We start from the raw sequence: 18,884 nt of genomic DNA, 5'->3' as shown, positions 1-18,884 counted from the left end.
CCTAATATTAAGAAAAAACATTCAATTTCTTTATATTCTATCACGAATATAAAGAAAGGATGGCATTTTTTACTTTTGGGGATAGTTAACACTTTTAAGTTGATGGGCATGTGTGAATACCCCAATATAGTCAAACTCGACTTCGGGATGTGTTGCAAGTGGGACGATGGAAGACGATAGGCGATATAGTGGGATTTCATGCGCTATATTGTAATGAAGGATACGTATTGTGTGCTCTAAATTTTGCTTTATAACATGGTACAGTTTGTCTTCTCGTTCTTGCTTGCTAAGTTTCTTAAAACTTGTAAACGTCATTGTTTTGGCAGGAGAACAGTCCCAGAGTGCCATTGCATGTGAGACATATCCAAACCGTATAATCATATGAGATACACCTCTTTTATTCATTGTTTTTCCTATAAAAAGAAAGCAAGTACTGTTCCAATCCATTCCTTTCCTCTATTGATAAGAGAAGGCGGGTTTACATCGCTATATGAAAGTACGGATGCATTCTCTAGATCTTCATGAAATTTATTTTTTACTGTTTGAATGAAATGTTTATTATATAACAGGCAGTTTATTTCATGGTTAATATATAAACTTCTCATATCAAAGTTTGCAGTTCCGATATCACAAATATCATCGTCCACTATAATAATTTTGGCGTGAAAAAACCCTTGTTGAAATGCATAAATATTGCAACCAGCCTGTATTAATTTTCGGCAGTACGGGAATTTTGCTTCCCGAACGAGAGGGTGATCAGCTTTTTCTGGAACAAGAATTGTGATTTGAACCCCTCTTTCTCTTGCTTTTAATAAGGCATTCATAATTTTTTTTCCAGGAATGAAATATGGCGTACCGATACAGATTTCTTTTTTTGCTCCGTTAATTAAATGTAAAAAAGTATGCTGTAAATAAGCACCATCAGTCGGAATAAATTGATGCAAGATGGTACCTGGTTGTTGTTTTGGAAAATAAAGAGAAGCATCCAATAAATTCTGTTTCGTATCATCAAACCAATCATGCAAAAATTGCTTTTGTAAATCTTGAACCCCTTCTCCTGTAAGACGTAAATGATAGTCTCGCCATAATCCTAAGTGTTCATTATGCCCTAGATACTCTTCGCCAATATTAAATCCCCCGATATAGCCGGTTTTCCCATCAATCACTGTAATTTTTCTATGATTTCTTTGATTGGCAGAAAAGAAAGGAAGAGGAAATTTTACCTTATGACAAAATGAAAAAGATACACCATGTTTTTGCAGGGAGCGAATAGCTTCGTTTGATAAAGAATGGCTGCCAAATCGATCAAGTAAAAGTCGTACTTCAATTCCTTCCTGAGCCTTATCAATCAGCAAATTTAAAAATTCACGACTGATTTTATCGTTTTTTACAATGAAGAATAAAATATGAATGTGGTGCTGTGCTTGTTTTATATCAGTAAATAAAGCGTCATATAAATCTTTCCCATATGTATAAAGGTGAAAATCACTTTGACGTAAAGGGAAAGTGCGAGAGCTTACCCGTTTTAAATGAAGAAGTCTCCCGTATGAAAGGTCAATTGTAATCCAAAGAGCAACGGATATTAACAAAAGAGATAAGTAGAGCATCAGTGAATTCCCTCCTTCGCATTCTTTTCACCTTCAGTATGTTACAAATGATACGGGTAGCACGGCTGTTATTATAAATTTCTTTAGAGGATAGATGTTGTACTAATTAAAGTTTCACTTTATCCTGCTTTAACGGGCAGTAAGCCTTTCACCTCAAAAACTGTTGGATAAGTAGAAGTTAGTTAGGAAATCAACTGCCCGTAAAAGCCCGATTGGTTCAACTAATAATCAGTGGGGGATGAACCACCCCTACTGATTAAAGTTTCACTTTATAGTTTCACCGAAATAAACAGCTTTATGAAAAAATGTGTTGTTCTATAACAAAAAACTGTTGACTGAATGCTCACTCATTATATAATGGGGATAGGGGATATAATTCAGAAAATTATATATTTTTGAAGATTCAAAAAGAAAGAGGGCTTACAAAGAGAGGGGTAGCATAAAAATGAATAGCTTACTGATTATTAATTGGCTGGCTGCCATTGCTGTTATTGCTTATGCAGGATATTTGTTTGTATATCTTATACGGACGAGAATGGCCTACATACAATTAGGAAAAAAAATTGAGTTTGACCGTCGTTTTAAAGAGCGTTGGGATCTCCTTAAGGTCAATGTTTTCGGTCAGAAAAAGCTGCTGAAAGATAAGAAAAGCGGCATCATTCACGTTATGTTCTTTTACGGATTTATTCTTGTCCAATTTGGAGCAATTGACTTCGTTTGGAAAGGACTCGCACCAGGATCACATCTTCCACTTGGACCACTATACCCTGCATTTACATTCTTCCAGGAAATTGTCACACTTGTTATTTTAATTGCAGTATTTTGGGCTTTTCATAGACGTTATGTAGAAAAGCTTGTTCGTTTAAAACGTAACTTCAAATCAGGTCTTGTTCTTATTTTTATCGGTGGTTTAATGATTTCTGTGCTACTTGGTAACGGTATGGGACTTATATGGCATGGCGAGGAGCTTTCATGGAGTGAACCAATTGCTTCTGCAATCGCTTACGTTTTTAGCGGGATAAATGAAACCGTAGCCATTTCAGTGTTCTATTTTTCTTGGTGGGTGCATTTACTAATTTTGTTAACGTTTTTAGTGTATGTTCCACAATCAAAACATGCGCATTTAATTGCAGGACCAGCTAATGTATTCTTCGGTCGTCTTTCAAACCCAGGGAAGCTTGAAAAGATTGATTTTGAAGATGAAACGCAAGAAACATTTGGTGTTGGTAAAATTGAAGACTTTAGACAAAATCAACTTATTGACTTATACGCTTGTGTAGAGTGTGGCCGTTGTACAAATATGTGTCCGGCAACAGGAACAGGAAAAATGTTATCACCGATGGACTTAATTTTAAAACTTCGCGATCATTTAACTGATAAAGGAGCTGCGGTAACATCAAAAGCACCGTGGGTTCCAGTAGTTGCCTTCAATAATACACAAGGAAATCAGTTAGCGATGATGGCAGCTGGAAAAGGGCAACAAGAATCAGCGTCTACAACGCTCGCTTACGATCCGAGTTTAATCGGAGATGTTATTACAGAAGAAGAGATCTGGGCATGTACAACGTGCCGTAACTGTGAAGATCAATGCCCAGTTATGAATGAGCATGTTGACAAAATTATTGACTTACGTCGATATCTCGTTTTGACTGAAGGAAAAATGGACGCGGAAGCACAACGCGCGATGACAAATATCGAGCGTCAAGGAAATCCGTGGGGGCTGAACCGTAAAGAGCGTGAAACATGGCGCCAAGGTGATGACGAAGTAACAGTTCCAACTGTAAAAGAAAAATCAAAAGCTGGGGAGGAATTCGAGTATTTATTCTGGGTTGGTTCAATGGGATCATACGACAATCGTAGTCAGAAGATTGCGATATCGTTTGCGAAGTTAATGAACGAAGCAGGCATTTCATTCGCAATTCTCGGTAATAAAGAAAAGAATTCTGGAGATACACCACGCCGCCTTGGAAATGAATTTGTATTCCAAGAGATGGCGACAAAGAATATCGAAGAATTTGACAAGGCAGGAGTGAAGAAAATCGTTACGATTGATCCTCATGCTTATAACACATTTAAAAATGAGTATCCGGACTTTGGCTTGCAAGCAGAAGTCTATCATCATACAGAATTGTTAGCTCAGTGGGTGAAAGAAGGGCGCTTAAAGCCTGTTCACGCTATTGAAGAAACAGTTACGTACCATGATTCCTGTTATTTAGGAAGATACAACGAAGTGTATGAAGCGCCACGTGACGTTTTGAAAGCGATTCCTGGAGTGAATCTTGTAGAAATGGCACGTAACCGTGAAACGGGAATGTGCTGTGGCGCAGGTGGTGGCTTAATGTGGATGGAAGAAACAACAGGTTCACGTATTAACGTTGCTCGTACAGAACAAGCATTAGCTGTACAGCCATCCATTATCGGTACAGGTTGTCCATATTGCTTAACGATGATCAGTGATGGAACGAAAGCGAAAGAGGTAGAAGAGAAGGTTCAAACTCTTGATGTGACAGAGATTTTAGAACGATCTGTTATCGGACAGAAAAAAGAAGCGATGTAGTTTGTAAGAATGTATACAACTTTAGAAAGAGGTGCAATGATTGCACCTCTTCTCAACGTAGGGATACCGAGCGAGCGCTCAGTGTTAAAAAATGAAATGGGGGAAAGAAACATGAATAAAACAGTTATTTTAAGTGCTGCAAGAACACCAGTTGGAAAATTTGGAGGATCTTTAAAAGATGTAAAAGCGACGGAACTTGGAGGAATTGCAATTAAAGCAGCGCTTGAAAGAGCAAATGTTGAGGCTAGTGATGTTGAAGAAGTTATATTTGGAACGGTTATTCAAGGTGGACAGGGGCAAATTCCATCGCGCCAAGCTGCGAGGGCTGCTGGAATCCCATGGGAAGTGCAGACGGAAACAGTGAATAAAGTTTGTGCATCAGGACTTCGTGCGGTTACGTTGGCGGATCAGATTATTCGTACTGGCGATCAATCACTAATTGTAGCTGGCGGTATGGAGTCGATGAGTAACAGTCCTTACATTTTACGCGGAGCAAGATGGGGATACAGAATGGGCAATAACGAAGTTGTTGATTTAAACGTTGCTGACGGTTTAACATGCGCATTTTCAGGTACACACATGGGCGTTTATGGCGGAGAAGTTGCGAAGGAAGATGGAATTTCTCGCGAAGCGCAAGATGAATGGGCATATCGTAGCCATCAGCGTGCGGTTTCAGCGCATAAAGAAGGGCGTTTTGAAGAGGAAATCGTGCCAGTAACGATTCCGCAAAGAAAAGGCGATCCTATTGTCGTTGCAAAGGATGAGGCGCCACGTGAAGATACAACGATTGAAAAGTTAGCAAAGTTAAAACCTGTATTTGATAAGACAGCGACGGTGACAGCTGGTAATGCGCCGGGACTAAATGATGGTGGTGCCGCACTTGTATTAATGAGCGAAGACAGAGCGAAGCAAGAAGGAAGAAAGCCATTAGCGACAATTTTGGCACATACAGCAATTGCAGTGGAATCTAAAGATTTCCCAAGAACGCCAGGTTATGCAATTAACGCATTGCTTGAAAAAACAGGAAAGAAAATTGAAGACATCGATTTATTCGAGATTAATGAAGCATTTGCAGCGGTAGCAATTGCAAGTACAGAAATCGCAGGAATTGATCCGGAAAAATTGAATGTAAATGGCGGCGCGGTAGCGATGGGACATCCAATTGGAGCAAGCGGAGCGCGCATTATCGTTACACTAATCCATGCACTTAAGCAGCGCGGCGGCGGAATTGGAATTGCTTCGATTTGTAGCGGTGGCGGTCAAGGGGACGCAGTGATGATTGAAGTTCACTAATTAAAGTTCGAGGGTATAAAATTTATTAACAATTAAGGGGGAAGAAAAAATGGGTGTACAAAACATTGTTGTAATTGGTGCAGGGCAAATGGGATCAGGAATTGCACAAGTATGTGCAATGGCAGGATATGACGTGAAGGTACAAGATTTAAAGCAAGAGCAATTAGATAGAGGAATGGCTATCATTACGAAAAACTTAGCGCGCCAAGTAGAAAAAGGACGCATGAAGGAAGAAGAGAAGGAAGCGACATTAAATCGTCTTACAGTAACGCTTGATTTAGATTGTGTGAAAGAAGCGGATCTTATTATTGAAGCAGCTGTTGAGAAAATGGATATTAAAAAGAAAATCTTTGCGAATCTAGATGAAATTGCTCCAGAACACGCAATTTTAGCGACGAATACGTCATCTCTGCCAATTACAGAAATTGCAGCGGTAACGAAGCGTCCGGAAAAAGTAATCGGTATGCACTTTATGAATCCAGTTCCAGTTATGAAGCTTGTTGAGATTATTCGTGGTTTGGCTACCGATGATGCGGTATATGAAGCAATTGAAGATATTACGAAAAAAATTGGGAAAGTACCAGTTGAAGTGAATGATTTCCCAGGTTTTGTATCAAACCGCATTTTACTACCGATGATTAACGAAGCAATTTATACGTTATATGAAGGTGTAGCGACGAAAGAAGCAATTGATGAAGTCATGAAGCTTGGTATGAACCATCCGATGGGGCCTTTGACACTCGCTGATTTTATCGGTTTAGATACGTGTTTATACATTATGGAAGTGTTGCATGAAGGATTAGGAGATAGTAAATATCGCCCATGTCCATTATTACGTAAGTATGTGAATGCAGGATGGTTAGGGCGTAAAACAGGTCGTGGATTCTACGTTTACGAATAAATGCCCCCTTTGTTACAACATAGTGGTCTTACCAAATTATTTAAAGGATATATAGCAAATGGAGGCTGAATATATGAACTTTCGTTTTAATGAAGAGCAGCAAATGATGAGGAAAATGGTTCGGGATTTTGCACAGAAGGAAATAGCTCCCTTTGTTCCTAGTATGGAACAAGGGGTGTTCCCGAAAGAGATTTTGCAAAAGATGGGTGAGCTTGGATTAATGGGTATTCCAGCGCCTGCAAAATACGGCGGGGCAGAAATGGACTTTATTTCTTACATTCTAGCAATTGAGGAAATCTCAAAGGTAAGTGCAACAGTTGGTGTAATTTTAGCTGTACATACGTCAGTTGGAATGAATCCGATTTTATATTTTGGAACAGAAGAACAGAAGAAAAAATATGTTTCTAAACTTGCAACCGGGGAATATTTAGGTGCATTTGCTTTAACAGAGCCAAATGCAGGATCAGATGCAGGGAGTTTGAAATCAAGAGCTGTGAAAAAAGGTGATCATTATATTATTAATGGATCGAAAGTGTTTATTACAAATGGTGGTGAAGCAAGTACATACATTGTATTCGCTTCTACAAATCCAGAGGCAGGAAAAAGTGGTATTTCTGCATTTATAGTAGAGAAAGATACACCTGGTTTAATCATTGGAAAAGATGAACATAAGATGGGACTTCTCGGTTCTCGTACAGTACAACTTACTTTTGAAGATATGAAAGTGCCAGCTGAGAATTTACTTGGGGAAGAAGGACAAGGATTCAAAGTGGCGATGGCGAATTTAGATGTTGGGCGAATTGGAATCGGTGCGCAGGCTTTAGGAATTGCTGAAGCGGCGCTTGGCTGTGCAATTGATTATGCAAAAGAAAGAGAGCAATTCGGGAAGCCAATTGCGGCGCAGCAAGGGATTGGCTTCAAGCTTGCAGATATGGCAACAAGTGTCGAGGCAGCAAGGTTACTCGTATATAGAGCGGCATCTCTTAGGGCACAAGAATTACCATGCGGTAAAGAAGCATCTATTGCGAAATTATTTGCTTCTAAGACAGCGGTTGAAGTCGCGATTGAGGCGGTGCAAGTATTTGGTGGTTACGGTTATACGAAAGACTATCCAGTAGAACGATTTTTCCGTGATGCGAAAATTACGCAAATATATGAAGGAACAAGTGAAATACAGAAACTTGTTATTAGCCGTGCTTTATAAAAGGGCGAGGGGGAGACGGAGATGCATTTTAAACTATCAGAAGAACATGAAATGATAAGAAAAATGGTTCGAGATTTTGCTAAAAATGAAGTGGCACCAACAGCAGCTGAGCGTGATGAAGAAGAGCGATTTGATCGAGAGTTATTTGATCAAATGGCAGAGCTTGGTTTAACTGGTATTCCATGGCCTGAAGAGTACGGTGGAATTGGAAGCGATTACTTAGCATACGTAATCGCTATTGAAGAATTATCTCGCGTTTGTGCTTCAACAGGTGTAACACTGTCTGCGCATACTTCACTTGCGGGATGGCCAATTTTTAAATTTGGGACGGAAGAGCAAAAGCAAAAGTTTTTACGGCCGATGGCTGAAGGGAAGAAAATTGGTGCATACGGCTTAACGGAACCAGGATCTGGATCGGATGCTGGTGGAATGAAGACAATCGCAAAGAGAGATGGCGATCATTATATTTTAAATGGATCAAAAATTTTCATTACAAATGGCGGTATTGCTGATATTTATGTTGTTTTTGCGCTAACTGATCCTGAATCGAAGCAGCGCGGTACGAGTGCATTTATTGTAGAAAGTGATACACCGGGATTTTCAGTTGGGAAGAAGGAGAGCAAGCTAGGGATTCGCTCTTCACCAACGACTGAAATTATGTTTGAAGATTGCCGTATTCCTGTAGAGAATCTACTTGGAGGAGAGGGGCAAGGGTTTAAAGTTGCGATGCAAACATTAGATGGAGGTCGTAACGGTATTGCGGCGCAAGCTGTTGGGATTGCACAAGGGGCTTTAGATGCTTCTGTAGAATATGCAAGGGAGCGCCATCAGTTTGGAAAACCAATTGCGGCGCAGCAAGGGATTGGCTTTAAACTTGCGGATATGGCAACAGATGTAGAAGCAGCACGCCTTTTAACATATCAAGCGGCTTGGCTTGAATCAGAAGGGCTTCCGTATGGAAAAGAATCAGCGATGTCAAAAGTATTTGCAGGCGATGCAGCGATGAAGGTGACGACTGAAGCGGTGCAAGTATTTGGTGGTTACGGTTATACGAAAGATTATCCAGTAGAGCGTTATATGCGAGATGCAAAGATTACACAAATATATGAAGGAACACAAGAGATTCAGAGGCTTGTAATTTCTCGTATGTTAACGAAGTAGGAACGAAAGCGTAGGTATTTTCCTACGCTTTTTCCTTCCAAAAAATAATAGAGAGAGGTGAAGGGAATGGTTAAACATAATGTGCATGCATCGGTGAAAGATGAAAAATTAGTTGCGTTAAGACGTGAACAAATGATTAAAGGTGCGGTGCAACTGTTTAAACAAAAAGGATTTCCGCGTACAACAACGAGAGAGATTGCAAAAGCGGCTGGGTTTAGTATAGGGACACTTTATGAGTACATTCGTACCAAAGATGATGTTTTATATTTAGTTTGTGATAGTATATATGAACATGTAAAAGAAAGATTAGAGGAAGTAGTGTGTACAGAAAAAGGGAGTATAGAAAGTTTAAAGATAGCAATAACGAATTACTTTAAAGTGATGGACGAATTACAGGAAGAAGTATTGATAATGTATCAAGAGGTACGCTTTTTACCGAAAGAATCACTTCCGTATGTATTAGAAAAGGAGTTTCAAATGGTAGGAATGTTCGAGAATATTTTAGAACAGTGTACGGAAAATGGAACATTTACATTAAATAAAAAAGAAATACAGCTTCTTGCGCATAATATTTTTATACAAGGACAGATGTGGGGATTTAGACGCTGGGCGCTGCAAAAACTGTATACGCTCGAAGAATATACAGAAATGCAAATTAGGTATGTATTGCAAGGGGCCCATATGCTTCCGAAATAAGGAACAGACAAATTATAATTTTACTACCCTATAAAAGTTTCCCGTTTTTTTTGTAGCATATTTGTGCGACTTTTGTTTATAATGAATAGTATGGATTTTTTTAAGCAGGCCGTTATATATAAGGTTATATTTGATGAAAGGAAGTGCCGCATAAGTGGATTTTAAGCAATATTCACCAGAAGAGCTAAAAGAATGTTCAATGATTGAAGTTGTACATAGCGTTTTAGGGGATAAAAAACAAGCAACGACATTCAACGAGTTGGTTCAAGAAATCGCTCAAGTGCTGGGACTATCTCAAGAGCAAGTTAATGCGAAAATCGCACAATTTTATACAGACTTAAACATCGATGGACGTTTCATTAATTTAGGAGAAAATCGTTGGGGACTACGCAGCTGGTACCCATATGAGCAAATTGATGAAGAAATCTTGCCTCAACCAAAACCGAAGAAGAAACGTAAAGTTGAAGAAGACGGTTTTGACGACTACATTGAAGAAGACGAAGATGACTTCGACGATGCAGACGTAAGTGAAGATGAAGACGATGTAGAAGATTTGGACAAGGTTCTTGAAGAAGAAGAAGGAGATGACGACGATCTTGATGATTTAGACGAAGATGACGACGACTTCGCTGAAGAAGAACTTGAGTATGATGAAACTGAAGAAGAAGAAGAGGAAGAACTGTAGTTCTTGACTTTTCATTATCGTCCATGTAGAATCATTTTTGGGCTCTTTAAAAAAGGACGATAATACTTTTAAAGTGTAAATATAAAAGAAAATTGCTCCCTACTTATTACTTTTTGTGATGAGGGGAGCAATTTTCTTTTTTGTTTTTTGTTTAGAAAATAAAAAGAGTCTAACAATAAGATGGATACAGTGTTATCTACATACGTTGCGCTTTGCAACGGTGATTATATAACAGCAAAATAGAAGGGAGCTTTTTCATGACTAAGTATATTTTTGTAACAGGCGGTGTAGTATCGTCTTTAGGAAAAGGTATTACAGCAGCATCTCTTGGAAGACTTTTAAAAAATCGTGGTTTAAACGTAACGATTCAAAAGTTTGATCCATACATTAACGTAGACCCAGGGACTATGAGCCCATACCAACACGGTGAGGTATTCGTAACAGATGATGGCGCAGAAACTGACTTAGACCTTGGTCACTATGAGCGTTTCATCGACATTAACTTAAACAAATACAGCAACGTAACAACAGGTAAAATTTACTCTTCAGTTCTTCAAAAAGAGCGTCGCGGTGAATATTTAGGAGGAACAGTTCAAGTTATTCCTCATATTACTAACGAAATTAAAGAACGCGTATATCGTTCTGGTCGTGAAACAAATGCGGATGTTGTTATTACAGAAATCGGTGGAACTGTTGGTGACATCGAGTCTCTACCATTCTTAGAAGCAATCCGTCAAATTAAGAGCGACATCGGTCGTGACAATGTAATGTACATTCACTGTACGTTAATCCCGTACTTAAAAGCAGCGGGTGAAATGAAGACAAAACCAACACAACATAGTGTTAAAGAACTTCGTAGCTTAGGTATTCAACCAAACATTATCGTTGTTCGTACAGAAATGCCTGTTTCTCAAGATATGAAAGACAAGCTTGCATTATTCTGTGACATCGATACAAAAGCAGTTATCGAAGCTCGCGATGCAGATACTTTATATGCGGTTCCATTATCTCTTCAAGAACAAAACATGGACCAAATCGTTTGTGACCACTTAAAATTAGACAATCCAGCTGCAGATATGACAGAGTGGACTGCGCTAGTTAACAAAGTGCGTAATCTTTCTAAGAAAACAAAAATCGCTCTTGTTGGTAAATATGTAGAACTTCAAGATGCTTATATTTCTGTTGTAGAAGCACTTCGTCATGCTGGTTACTCATTCGACACAGATGTAGAAGTAAAATGGGTAAATGCTGAGCACGTAACAGCAGAAAACGTAAAAGAATTAGTTGGCGATACAGATGGTATCCTTGTACCAGGTGGCTTCGGCGATCGTGGTGTAGAAGGTAAAATCGTTGCGATTCAATATGCTCGTGAAAACAAAGTTCCATTCTTAGGAATTTGCTTAGGTATGCAACTTGCATCAATCGAATTCGCACGTAATGTATTAGGTTTAGAAGGTGCTAACTCTTCTGAAATCAACCCTGACACACCATATGCAATCATCGACTTATTACCAGAACAAAAAGATGTAGAGGACCTAGGTGGTACACTTCGTCTTGGTCTATACCCATGTAAGCTTGCTGAAGAAACAAATGCTTACAATGCTTATAATGAGCCGGTTGTATATGAGCGTCATCGTCATCGTTATGAGTTCAACAACCAGTTCCGTCCTGATATGGAAAAAGAAGGATTTGTATTCTCTGGTACAAGCCCAGACGGCCGTCTAGTTGAAATCATTGAATTAAAAGACCACCCTTGGTTCGTGGCAGCACAGTTCCACCCAGAACTTGTTTCTCGTCCAAACCGTCCACAACCATTGTTCCATGACTTCGTAAGAGCTTCTATTACGAATAAAGAGAGCAAGTAATAAAAAAAGCGCCTGAAATAAGGCGCTTTTTTTTAATATTCATTTAACATTTCATCGATTGTAAATTTGATTCCGTGATAAGCAAATAAAGCTACTATTAAACTTGGGAATCCGTAGCGATTACCTTCATCGTCTGGAATAAGACCTTTTAACAGTTTTGTATCAATATGTACGTCTGTATATCGTTCGAGTGATTCCGTACCTTCTTGAAGAGCAGAAATGCCGACAATAGAGTGTCCCTCTTCTTGTAGTTTTTTTGCAATTTCTACAACTGCTTCATCTGTTGAAAAACGGCTAATAAGAAGTACACGATCCGCAGAGGTTACTTCTGCTTCTTTACCATTTTCAAATAAGCGTTTTGCTTGCTTCATTGGTTCAGCACCGAATAGTGCCTCGGCAACAACGCCTTCCATTTCATTTGTACCATGTAAATAAATGAAACCATCGCCAACTAGTGCTTGAGCAAGTAAACGAGCACTATCTTCTATATTCATTTCTTCTTTTTGAGAAACTCTGGAGAAATAACCACTTAATTGAGTTGAAAAAATTTTTAACATAATGTTACTCCCTTCGTACGTGTTTGCCGGCTTTCATTATAGTTTATTTTTTTAGAAAGGTGAAATCGTAGGGTAGCATAACAAAATAGGAAACGGTAAAATAAGAAAGAATAGGAAGGAATTTGCCAAAGAATAGCGAAAATAAATCGTTAAGATATAAGAAGCTTTAAATCTTGTACTTACACAGAAAGGTTGGGAATTATGGAAGGTAAAATTTTAATCGTTGATGATCAATATGGGATTCGTGTGCTATTACATGAAGTGTTCCAAAAAGAAGGTTATCAGACATTCCAAGCAGCAAATGGATTTCAAGCTTTAGATATCGTGAAAAAAGATAATCCAGATTTAGTAGTGTTAGATATGAAAATTCCAGGCATGGATGGTATAGAGATTTTAAAGCATGTAAAAGAAATTGATGAGAGTATTAAAGTAATTTTAATGACTGCTTATGGAGAGCTTGATATGATCCAAGAAGCAAAAGATTTAGGTGCTTTAATGCATTTTGCTAAACCATTTGATATTGATGAAATTCGTCAAGCTGTGAGAAATGAGCTCGCTGTAGAGGCGTAAAAATGAATTTTTTATAAAAAATATGGAAAAAAGCGTTTACATGGACTATTGTGCAGGTGAATACGGTTGAGTTTTTGAGTACAAGTTGTTATCCTATTGAGTGTAGAAAAAAGTCCGGTATGTAGATATACATATTTTACCTTATTCTGGTCATACTACCAGCGATAAGAACTTATCGGATACAAAAAACGTTTTTTAGGAGGATTCACCATGCCTTTAGTTTCTATGAAAGAAATGCTAAACAAAGCACTAGAAGGAAAATACGCAGTTGGTCAATTCAACATGAACAACTTAGAGTGGACTCAAGCTATCTTAGCTGCTGCGGAAGAAGAAAAATCTCCTGTAATCCTAGGTGTATCTGAGGGTGCAGCTCGTCATATGACTGGTTTCAAAACAGTTGTAGCTATGGTTAAAGCTTTAATCGAAGAAATGAACATCACTGTTCCTGTAGCGATTCACCTTGATCATGGTTCAAGCTTCGAAAAATGTAAAGAAGCAATCGATGCAGGTTTCACATCTGTAATGATCGACGCTTCTCACCACCCATTCGAAGAAAACGTTGAAACTACTAAACAAGTAGTAGAATACGCACACGCTCGTAACGTATCTGTTGAAGCTGAGCTTGGAACAGTTGGCGGACAAGAAGACGACGTAATCGCTGAAGGCGTAATTTACGCTGACCCAGCAGAGTGTAAGCACCTTGTTGAAGCAACAGGTATCGATTGCCTAGCTCCAGCTTTAGGTTCTGTACACGGTCCTTACAAAGGTGAGCCTAACTTAGGATTCGCTGAAATGGAACAAGTTCGTGACTTCACTGGCGTACCTTTAGTATTACATGGTGGTACTGGTATCCCAACTGCTGATATCGAAAAAGCTATCTCTTTAGGTACTTCAAAAATCAACGTAAACACTGAGAACCAAATCGAGTTTACAAAAGCTGTTCGTGAAGTATTAAACAAAGACCAAGAAGTTTACGATCCTCGTAAATTTATCGGACCTGGCCGCGACGCTATCAAAGCAACTGTTATTGGTAAAATTCGCGAATTCGGTTCTAACGGTAAAGCGTAAGAATAAAATTCCGTTTTGGAAACCGTCTAGTCTTTTAGACGGTTTCCTTTCGTTGTATAATGAAAGCGTGAACAAGTCTAAAGATTTTATCATTTTTGTTTTTAAATAGAAAATAATGTGCATAGTCCTATTAATAAATGTGATAACGTATCTAAATTGATAAAGTGAATTCGATGAATAGTTGATCTTTATCTATTCGTGCTATAGGAGAAATGAAGATAATGGTTTCCTATTTATTGAGTTTTGGGATGGAAAGAGTAATTGAGATTCTTAAGGGGAGCTTTCTATAAAAAGATAGAAAGTAAATACATTCACAAGAAGGGAGCTCAATATGGAAAAATTGCTAATTGAAGGCGGAAGAGCTTTAAATGGAACAATTCGAGTAAGTGGTGCAAAGAACAGCGCCGTTGCATTAATTCCAGCGACAATTTTAGCAGATACTCCAGTAACTATTGGTGGTGTCCCTAATATTTCGGACGTAAAAATGTTAGGAGACTTACTAGAGGAAATTGGAGGGAAAGTAACTTATGGACAGGAGGAAGAGATGGTAGTCGATCCTTCTAACATGGTTGCAATGCCTTTGCCAAATGGAAAAGTGAAAAAATTGCGCGCTTCTTATTATTTAATGGGTGCAATGCTTGGCCGTTTTAAAAAAGCTGTTATTGGGCTTCCGGGTGGATGTCATTTAGGACCGAGGCCGATTGATCAGCATATTAAAGGGTTTGAAGCGCTAGGTGCACATGTTACGAATGAACAAGGTGCCATCTATTTAAGAGCAGATGAGCTACGCGGGGCACGTATTTATTTAGATGTTGTTAGTGTAGGAGCTACGATTAATATTATGCTAGCAGCTGTACGAGCAAAAGGTAGAACTGTTATTGAAAATGCAGCGAAAGAGCCCGAGATTATTGATGTAGCTACATTGTTAACAAGCATGGGGGCACGTATTAAAGGTGCTGGTACAGATGTAATCCGAATAGATGGTGTGGACTCTTTACATGGTTGTCACCATACTATCATCCCAGATCGTATTGAAGCTGGTACGTATATGATTCTAGGAGCTGCATCAGGAGGAGAAGTAACGGTTGATAACGTTATTCCTCAGCATTTAGAATCAGTTACTGCAAAGCTAAGAGAAGCTGGTGTTCAAGTTGAAACGAACGATGATCAAATTACGGTGAACGGTAATAGAAAGTTAAAAGTAGTTGATATCAAAACGCTTGTATATCCAGGTTTTCCAACGGATTTACAACAGCCGTTTACGACGCTTTTAACAAAGGCGCACGGGACGGGAGTTGTAACAGATACAATTTACGGTGCCCGTTTCAAACACATTGATGAATTACGTCGTATGAATGCTCAAATTAAAGTAGAGGGTCGTTCGGCAATTGTAACTGGTCCTGTGTTACTGCAAGGTGCAAAAGTGAAGGCGAGTGATTTACGAGCGGGAGCGGCACTTGTTATTGCAGGTTTAATGGCAGATGGAATTACAGAAGTAACAGGACTTGAGCATATTGATCGAGGTTATGAGAATATAGTGGACAAGCTTAAAGGGCTTGGAGCAAACATTTGGCGAGAACAAATGACAAAGCAAGAAATTGAAGAAATGAAGAACGCATAAGTGATACTTCCGCAAGGGGGAAGCGAAGCATCACTACTTGCGGAAGTACACTTTATAGAAAAACACGGTTCACAAAATACGGCAGAAATATAAAGACTTAAAGGAGAGGGATTATCGTGGAAAGAAGTTTATCTATGGAGTTAGTACGTGTAACAGAGGCTGCAGCTTTATCATCAGCGCGTTGGATGGGGCGCGGGAAAAAGGACGAGGCAGACGGTGCAGCAACATCAGCTATGCGTGATGTATTTGATACAATTCCGATGAAAGGTACAGTTGTAATTGGTGAAGGTGAGATGGATGAAGCACCAATGCTATATATCGGAGAGAAATTAGGTACAGGATATGGACCACGTGTAGACGTTGCGGTTGATCCTTTAGAAGGGACAAACATCGTAGCAGCTGGTGGTTGGAATGCTCTTGCTGTTATTGCAATTGCAGACCACGGTAATTTGTTACATGCCCCTGACATGTACATGGATAAAATCGCGGTTGGCCCAGAAGCAGTCGGGGCGGTCGACATTGATGCGCCTATTATTGATAACTTACGTGCAGTTGCGAAAGCAAAAAATAAAGATATTGAAGATGTTGTAGCGACAGTTTTAAATCGTCCACGTCATCAAGAAATTATCGAAGAAATTCGTAAAGCTGGTGCTCGCATTAAATTAATTAATGATGGAGATGTAGCTGGAGCGATTAATACAGCGTTTGATCGTACAGGTGTAGATATTTTATTTGGATCTGGTGGAGCACCTGAAGGTGTATTAGCAGCAGTTGCTTTAAAATGTTTAGGTGGAGAAATTCACGGAAAACTATTGCCACAAAACGAAGCTGAATTAGCACGTTGTAAAAAAATGGGCATAGAAGACATTAATCGTATCCTTCGTATGGAGGACTTAGTAAAAGGTGACGATGCAATCTTTGCAGCAACAGGCGTAACAGATGGAGAACTATTACGCGGTGTTCAATTTAAAGGTAGCGTAGGAACAACGCAATCCCTTGTTATGCGCGCAAAATCAGGCACAGTTCGCTTCGTGGATGGACGTCATAGCTTGAATAAAAAACCAAACTTGGTTATTAAATAAAAAGCGTAAGCAGCTCGTTCAGAAAGGTTAAAATGGTCGACTTTTCTAACTATCGGAGCTGGAACTAAATTAAATAAGAAGCGAAGACAAATTTTCTTGTCTTCGCTTCTTGTATTTGTGTTCCAACGTATTGATTAAAACTAGATAAAAGGGTTACAATAGTGAATATTACCCTACTTGAACTTATTGCCTTTCATTATTAATTATTTGCCTTCCGTATTTTTTCCCTTTACCCATGAAAAAAGAGAATAACGTTAAAGTGTGGTGTCTGAATGAATTTGTCAATTGCAGCATTAGAAAACATGAAATTAAAAGAGTTATACGAGCTTGCGAAAGAATTTAAGATTTCGTATTATAGCAAATTAACGAAAAAAGAGTTAATTTTTTCTATTTTGAAAGCTCGAGCAGAAAAAGAAGGTTTCTTTTTCATGGAAGGCGTATTAGAAATTATTCAATCAGAAGGATTTGGATTCCTACGTCCTATCAACTATTCTCCAAGCTCAGAAGATATTTATATCTCAGCTTCGCAAATTCGTCGTTTCGATTTACGTAATGGAGATAAGGTTTCTGGTAAAGTACGACCTCCGAAAGAAAATGAACGCTATTTTGGGTTATTACAAGTTGAAGCTGTAAACGGAGATGATCCAGATTCAGCAAAAGAGCGTGTGCATTTCCCTGCATTAACACCATTATACCCAGATCGCCAAATGAAATTGGAAACGGAACCTAAAAAGTTACCGACACGCATCATGGATTTAATCGCACCAGTTGGATTTGGACAACGTGGTTTAATTGTTGCGCCTCCAAAGGCTGGTAAAACAAGTCTATTAAAAGAAATCGCGCATAGTGTTACAACAAATCATCCGGAAGCAGAATTAATTGTACTTTTAATTGATGAGCGTCCAGAGGAAGTAACAGACATTGAACGTTCTGTTAAAGGAGATGTTGTAAGTTCTACTTTTGATGAAGTGCCAGAAAATCATATTAAAGTAGCTGAGCTTGTGTTAGAACGTGCGATGCGTCTTGTAGAGCACAAGAAAGATGTTATCATTTTAATGGATAGTATTACCCGTTTAGCTCGAGCTTACAACCTCGTTATTCCACCAAGTGGTAGAACATTATCAGGTGGTATCGATCCAGCTGCCTTCCATAGACCGAAGCGTTTCTTTGGAGCTGCGCGTAATATTGAAGAAGGCGGTAGCTTAACAATTTTAGCGACAGCCCTTGTTGATACAGGATCACGTATGGACGATGTTATTTACGAGGAATTTAAAGGAACTGGAAATATGGAACTTCACTTAGATCGTTCATTAGCTGAACGTCGTATCTTCCCGGCGATCGATATTCGTCGTTCTGGTACACGTAAAGAAGATCTATTAATTCCAAAAGAACATTTAGACAAGTTATGGGGCATTCGTAAAACAATGCGTGATACACCAGACTTCGTTGAAAGTTTCTTACGTAAGCTTCGTCAAACGAAGACAAATGAAGAGTTTTTACAAAACATTGTTGCAGACTCAAAAAGGTATGTAACAACTAAGTAAAGGGAAAAAATCAGGACTCGCTTATTTTATAGTAAGCGAGTTTTTTATGCTGTTTAGGTGATATTAAAGAGAGAAATAAGTGAGAGAACCTTAGCCAGTCAGAGCTAAACGAGCCGCGTGCGCTTTAAGGTGATATCCAGCTCCAGCGGTTAGAATCTCCGGTCATTTCACTCTCTCGCTCGAAGCAAAAAGCGCTTCAAGGTCGAGAGCTCCAAATAGCCTGCGATTTTGAACGAGCCGTCTCCACTTTAAGATAATATCCAGTTCCGGTGGCTAGCTCTTCGCATCTAAGAACCTTCCGCCCAAAAGGTAAAAAGCACCTTTAGGGCGAAAGAACCTTAGCTGGTCAGAGCTGAGCGAGCCACCTCCACTTTCAATTTAATATCCAGCTCCAGCGGCTAGAATGGTCGGTGGCTTCGCGTCTTCCTACGAGGCAAAAAGCGCCTCTACGTCAGAAGCTCCATCCCCCTCCC

Annotated in this window: 15 protein-coding genes and 1 pseudogene; 13 read left to right on the top strand and 3 right to left on the bottom strand. The window is 39.1% G+C overall.

The genetic code is table 11. From position 1 onward, the window contains the following. Window positions 1-111: 111 nt before the first annotated feature. Window positions 112-381, bottom strand: a pseudogene (gene uvsE, locus ACS2CR_RS12125) (UV DNA damage repair endonuclease UvsE); the annotation flags it as partial. Between the two features lie 32 nt (window positions 382-413). Next, window positions 414-1,607 carry a cardiolipin synthase gene (gene cls / locus ACS2CR_RS12120; RefSeq protein WP_053513742.1) on the bottom strand — a complete coding sequence of 398 codons (1,194 nt, stop codon included), beginning with the start codon at window positions 1,605-1,607 and terminating at the stop codon, window positions 414-416. A gap of 445 nt (window positions 1,608-2,052) precedes the next feature. On the opposite strand from cls, the gene ACS2CR_RS12115 reads away from it, so the two are divergent. The 8 genes from ACS2CR_RS12115 (at window position 2,053) to pyrG (ending at window position 11,969) form a co-directional block, all read left to right on the top strand. After that, window positions 2,053-4,164: a heterodisulfide reductase-related iron-sulfur binding cluster gene (locus ACS2CR_RS12115; protein ID WP_053513740.1), complete on the top strand. Its 2,112-nt coding sequence runs from the start codon at window positions 2,053-2,055 to the stop codon at window positions 4,162-4,164. Between the two features lie 9 nt (window positions 4,165-4,173). Next, a complete protein-coding gene (locus ACS2CR_RS12110; RefSeq protein ID WP_100240226.1) occupies window positions 4,174-5,457 on the top strand; it encodes an acetyl-CoA C-acetyltransferase in 1,284 nt (427 codons plus the stop codon). A gap of 49 nt (window positions 5,458-5,506) precedes the next feature. Further along, complete coding sequence (locus tag ACS2CR_RS12105; RefSeq protein ID WP_000538880.1) at window positions 5,507-6,358, top strand: 3-hydroxybutyryl-CoA dehydrogenase; 852 nt, start codon at window positions 5,507-5,509, stop codon at window positions 6,356-6,358. Between the two features lie 73 nt (window positions 6,359-6,431). Beyond that, window positions 6,432-7,562: an acyl-CoA dehydrogenase gene (locus ACS2CR_RS12100; protein ID WP_001011177.1), complete on the top strand. Its 1,131-nt coding sequence runs from the start codon at window positions 6,432-6,434 to the stop codon at window positions 7,560-7,562. 21 nt (window positions 7,563-7,583) lie between these two features. Continuing rightward, entirely contained in the window at window positions 7,584-8,723 is a 1,140-nt protein-coding gene (acdA, locus tag ACS2CR_RS12095; protein WP_000545545.1) for an acyl-CoA dehydrogenase AcdA, read from the top strand. Between the two features lie 66 nt (window positions 8,724-8,789). Continuing rightward, a complete protein-coding gene (locus ACS2CR_RS12090) occupies window positions 8,790-9,419 on the top strand; it encodes a TetR/AcrR family transcriptional regulator (RefSeq protein ID WP_000238599.1) in 630 nt (209 codons plus the stop codon). A gap of 154 nt (window positions 9,420-9,573) precedes the next feature. Beyond that, window positions 9,574-10,104: a DNA-directed RNA polymerase subunit delta gene (rpoE, locus tag ACS2CR_RS12085; RefSeq protein WP_309567685.1), complete on the top strand. Its 531-nt coding sequence runs from the start codon at window positions 9,574-9,576 to the stop codon at window positions 10,102-10,104. A gap of 257 nt (window positions 10,105-10,361) precedes the next feature. Then, a complete protein-coding gene (gene pyrG, locus ACS2CR_RS12080) occupies window positions 10,362-11,969 on the top strand; it encodes a CTP synthase (protein WP_000170460.1) in 1,608 nt (535 codons plus the stop codon). Window positions 11,970-12,001: 32 nt separating this feature from the next. Here the strand turns inward: pyrG and ACS2CR_RS12075 are convergent, their stop codons facing one another. Beyond that, window positions 12,002-12,526: a DUF2529 domain-containing protein gene (locus tag ACS2CR_RS12075; protein ID WP_000912402.1), complete on the bottom strand. Its 525-nt coding sequence runs from the start codon at window positions 12,524-12,526 to the stop codon at window positions 12,002-12,004. Between the two features lie 201 nt (window positions 12,527-12,727). Here ACS2CR_RS12075 and spo0F point away from each other — a divergent pair, with 201 nt between their 5' ends. From spo0F to rho, 5 genes are all read left to right on the top strand, one after another. Further along, window positions 12,728-13,096: a sporulation initiation phosphotransferase Spo0F gene (gene spo0F / locus ACS2CR_RS12070; protein ID WP_000398594.1), complete on the top strand. Its 369-nt coding sequence runs from the start codon at window positions 12,728-12,730 to the stop codon at window positions 13,094-13,096. 210 nt (window positions 13,097-13,306) lie between these two features. Beyond that, window positions 13,307-14,164 carry a class II fructose-bisphosphate aldolase gene (locus ACS2CR_RS12065; protein ID WP_001131855.1) on the top strand — a complete coding sequence of 286 codons (858 nt, stop codon included), beginning with the start codon at window positions 13,307-13,309 and terminating at the stop codon, window positions 14,162-14,164. A gap of 331 nt (window positions 14,165-14,495) precedes the next feature. Next, window positions 14,496-15,785 (top strand): UDP-N-acetylglucosamine 1-carboxyvinyltransferase, encoded by a 1,290-nt coding sequence (murA, locus tag ACS2CR_RS12060; RefSeq protein ID WP_000413254.1) that lies wholly within the window; start codon window positions 14,496-14,498, stop codon window positions 15,783-15,785. Between the two features lie 116 nt (window positions 15,786-15,901). Continuing rightward, complete coding sequence (glpX, locus tag ACS2CR_RS12055) at window positions 15,902-16,867, top strand: class II fructose-bisphosphatase (protein ID WP_000442340.1); 966 nt, start codon at window positions 15,902-15,904, stop codon at window positions 16,865-16,867. Between the two features lie 272 nt (window positions 16,868-17,139). Then, on the top strand, window positions 17,140-18,411 hold the full coding sequence (gene rho, locus ACS2CR_RS12050; RefSeq protein ID WP_001053903.1) for a transcription termination factor Rho: 1,272 nt from the start codon (window positions 17,140-17,142) through the stop codon (window positions 18,409-18,411). Window positions 18,412-18,884: the final 473 nt, after the last annotated feature.

Origin of the sequence: Bacillus cereus group sp. BceL291, assembly GCF_051776705.1 — a bacterium.
GTDB lineage: Bacteria > Bacillota > Bacilli > Bacillales > Bacillaceae_G > Bacillus_A > Bacillus_A cereus.
The sequence above is the reverse complement of the archived record's forward strand: the minus strand, read 5'-3'. Positions and strand labels throughout refer to the sequence as shown.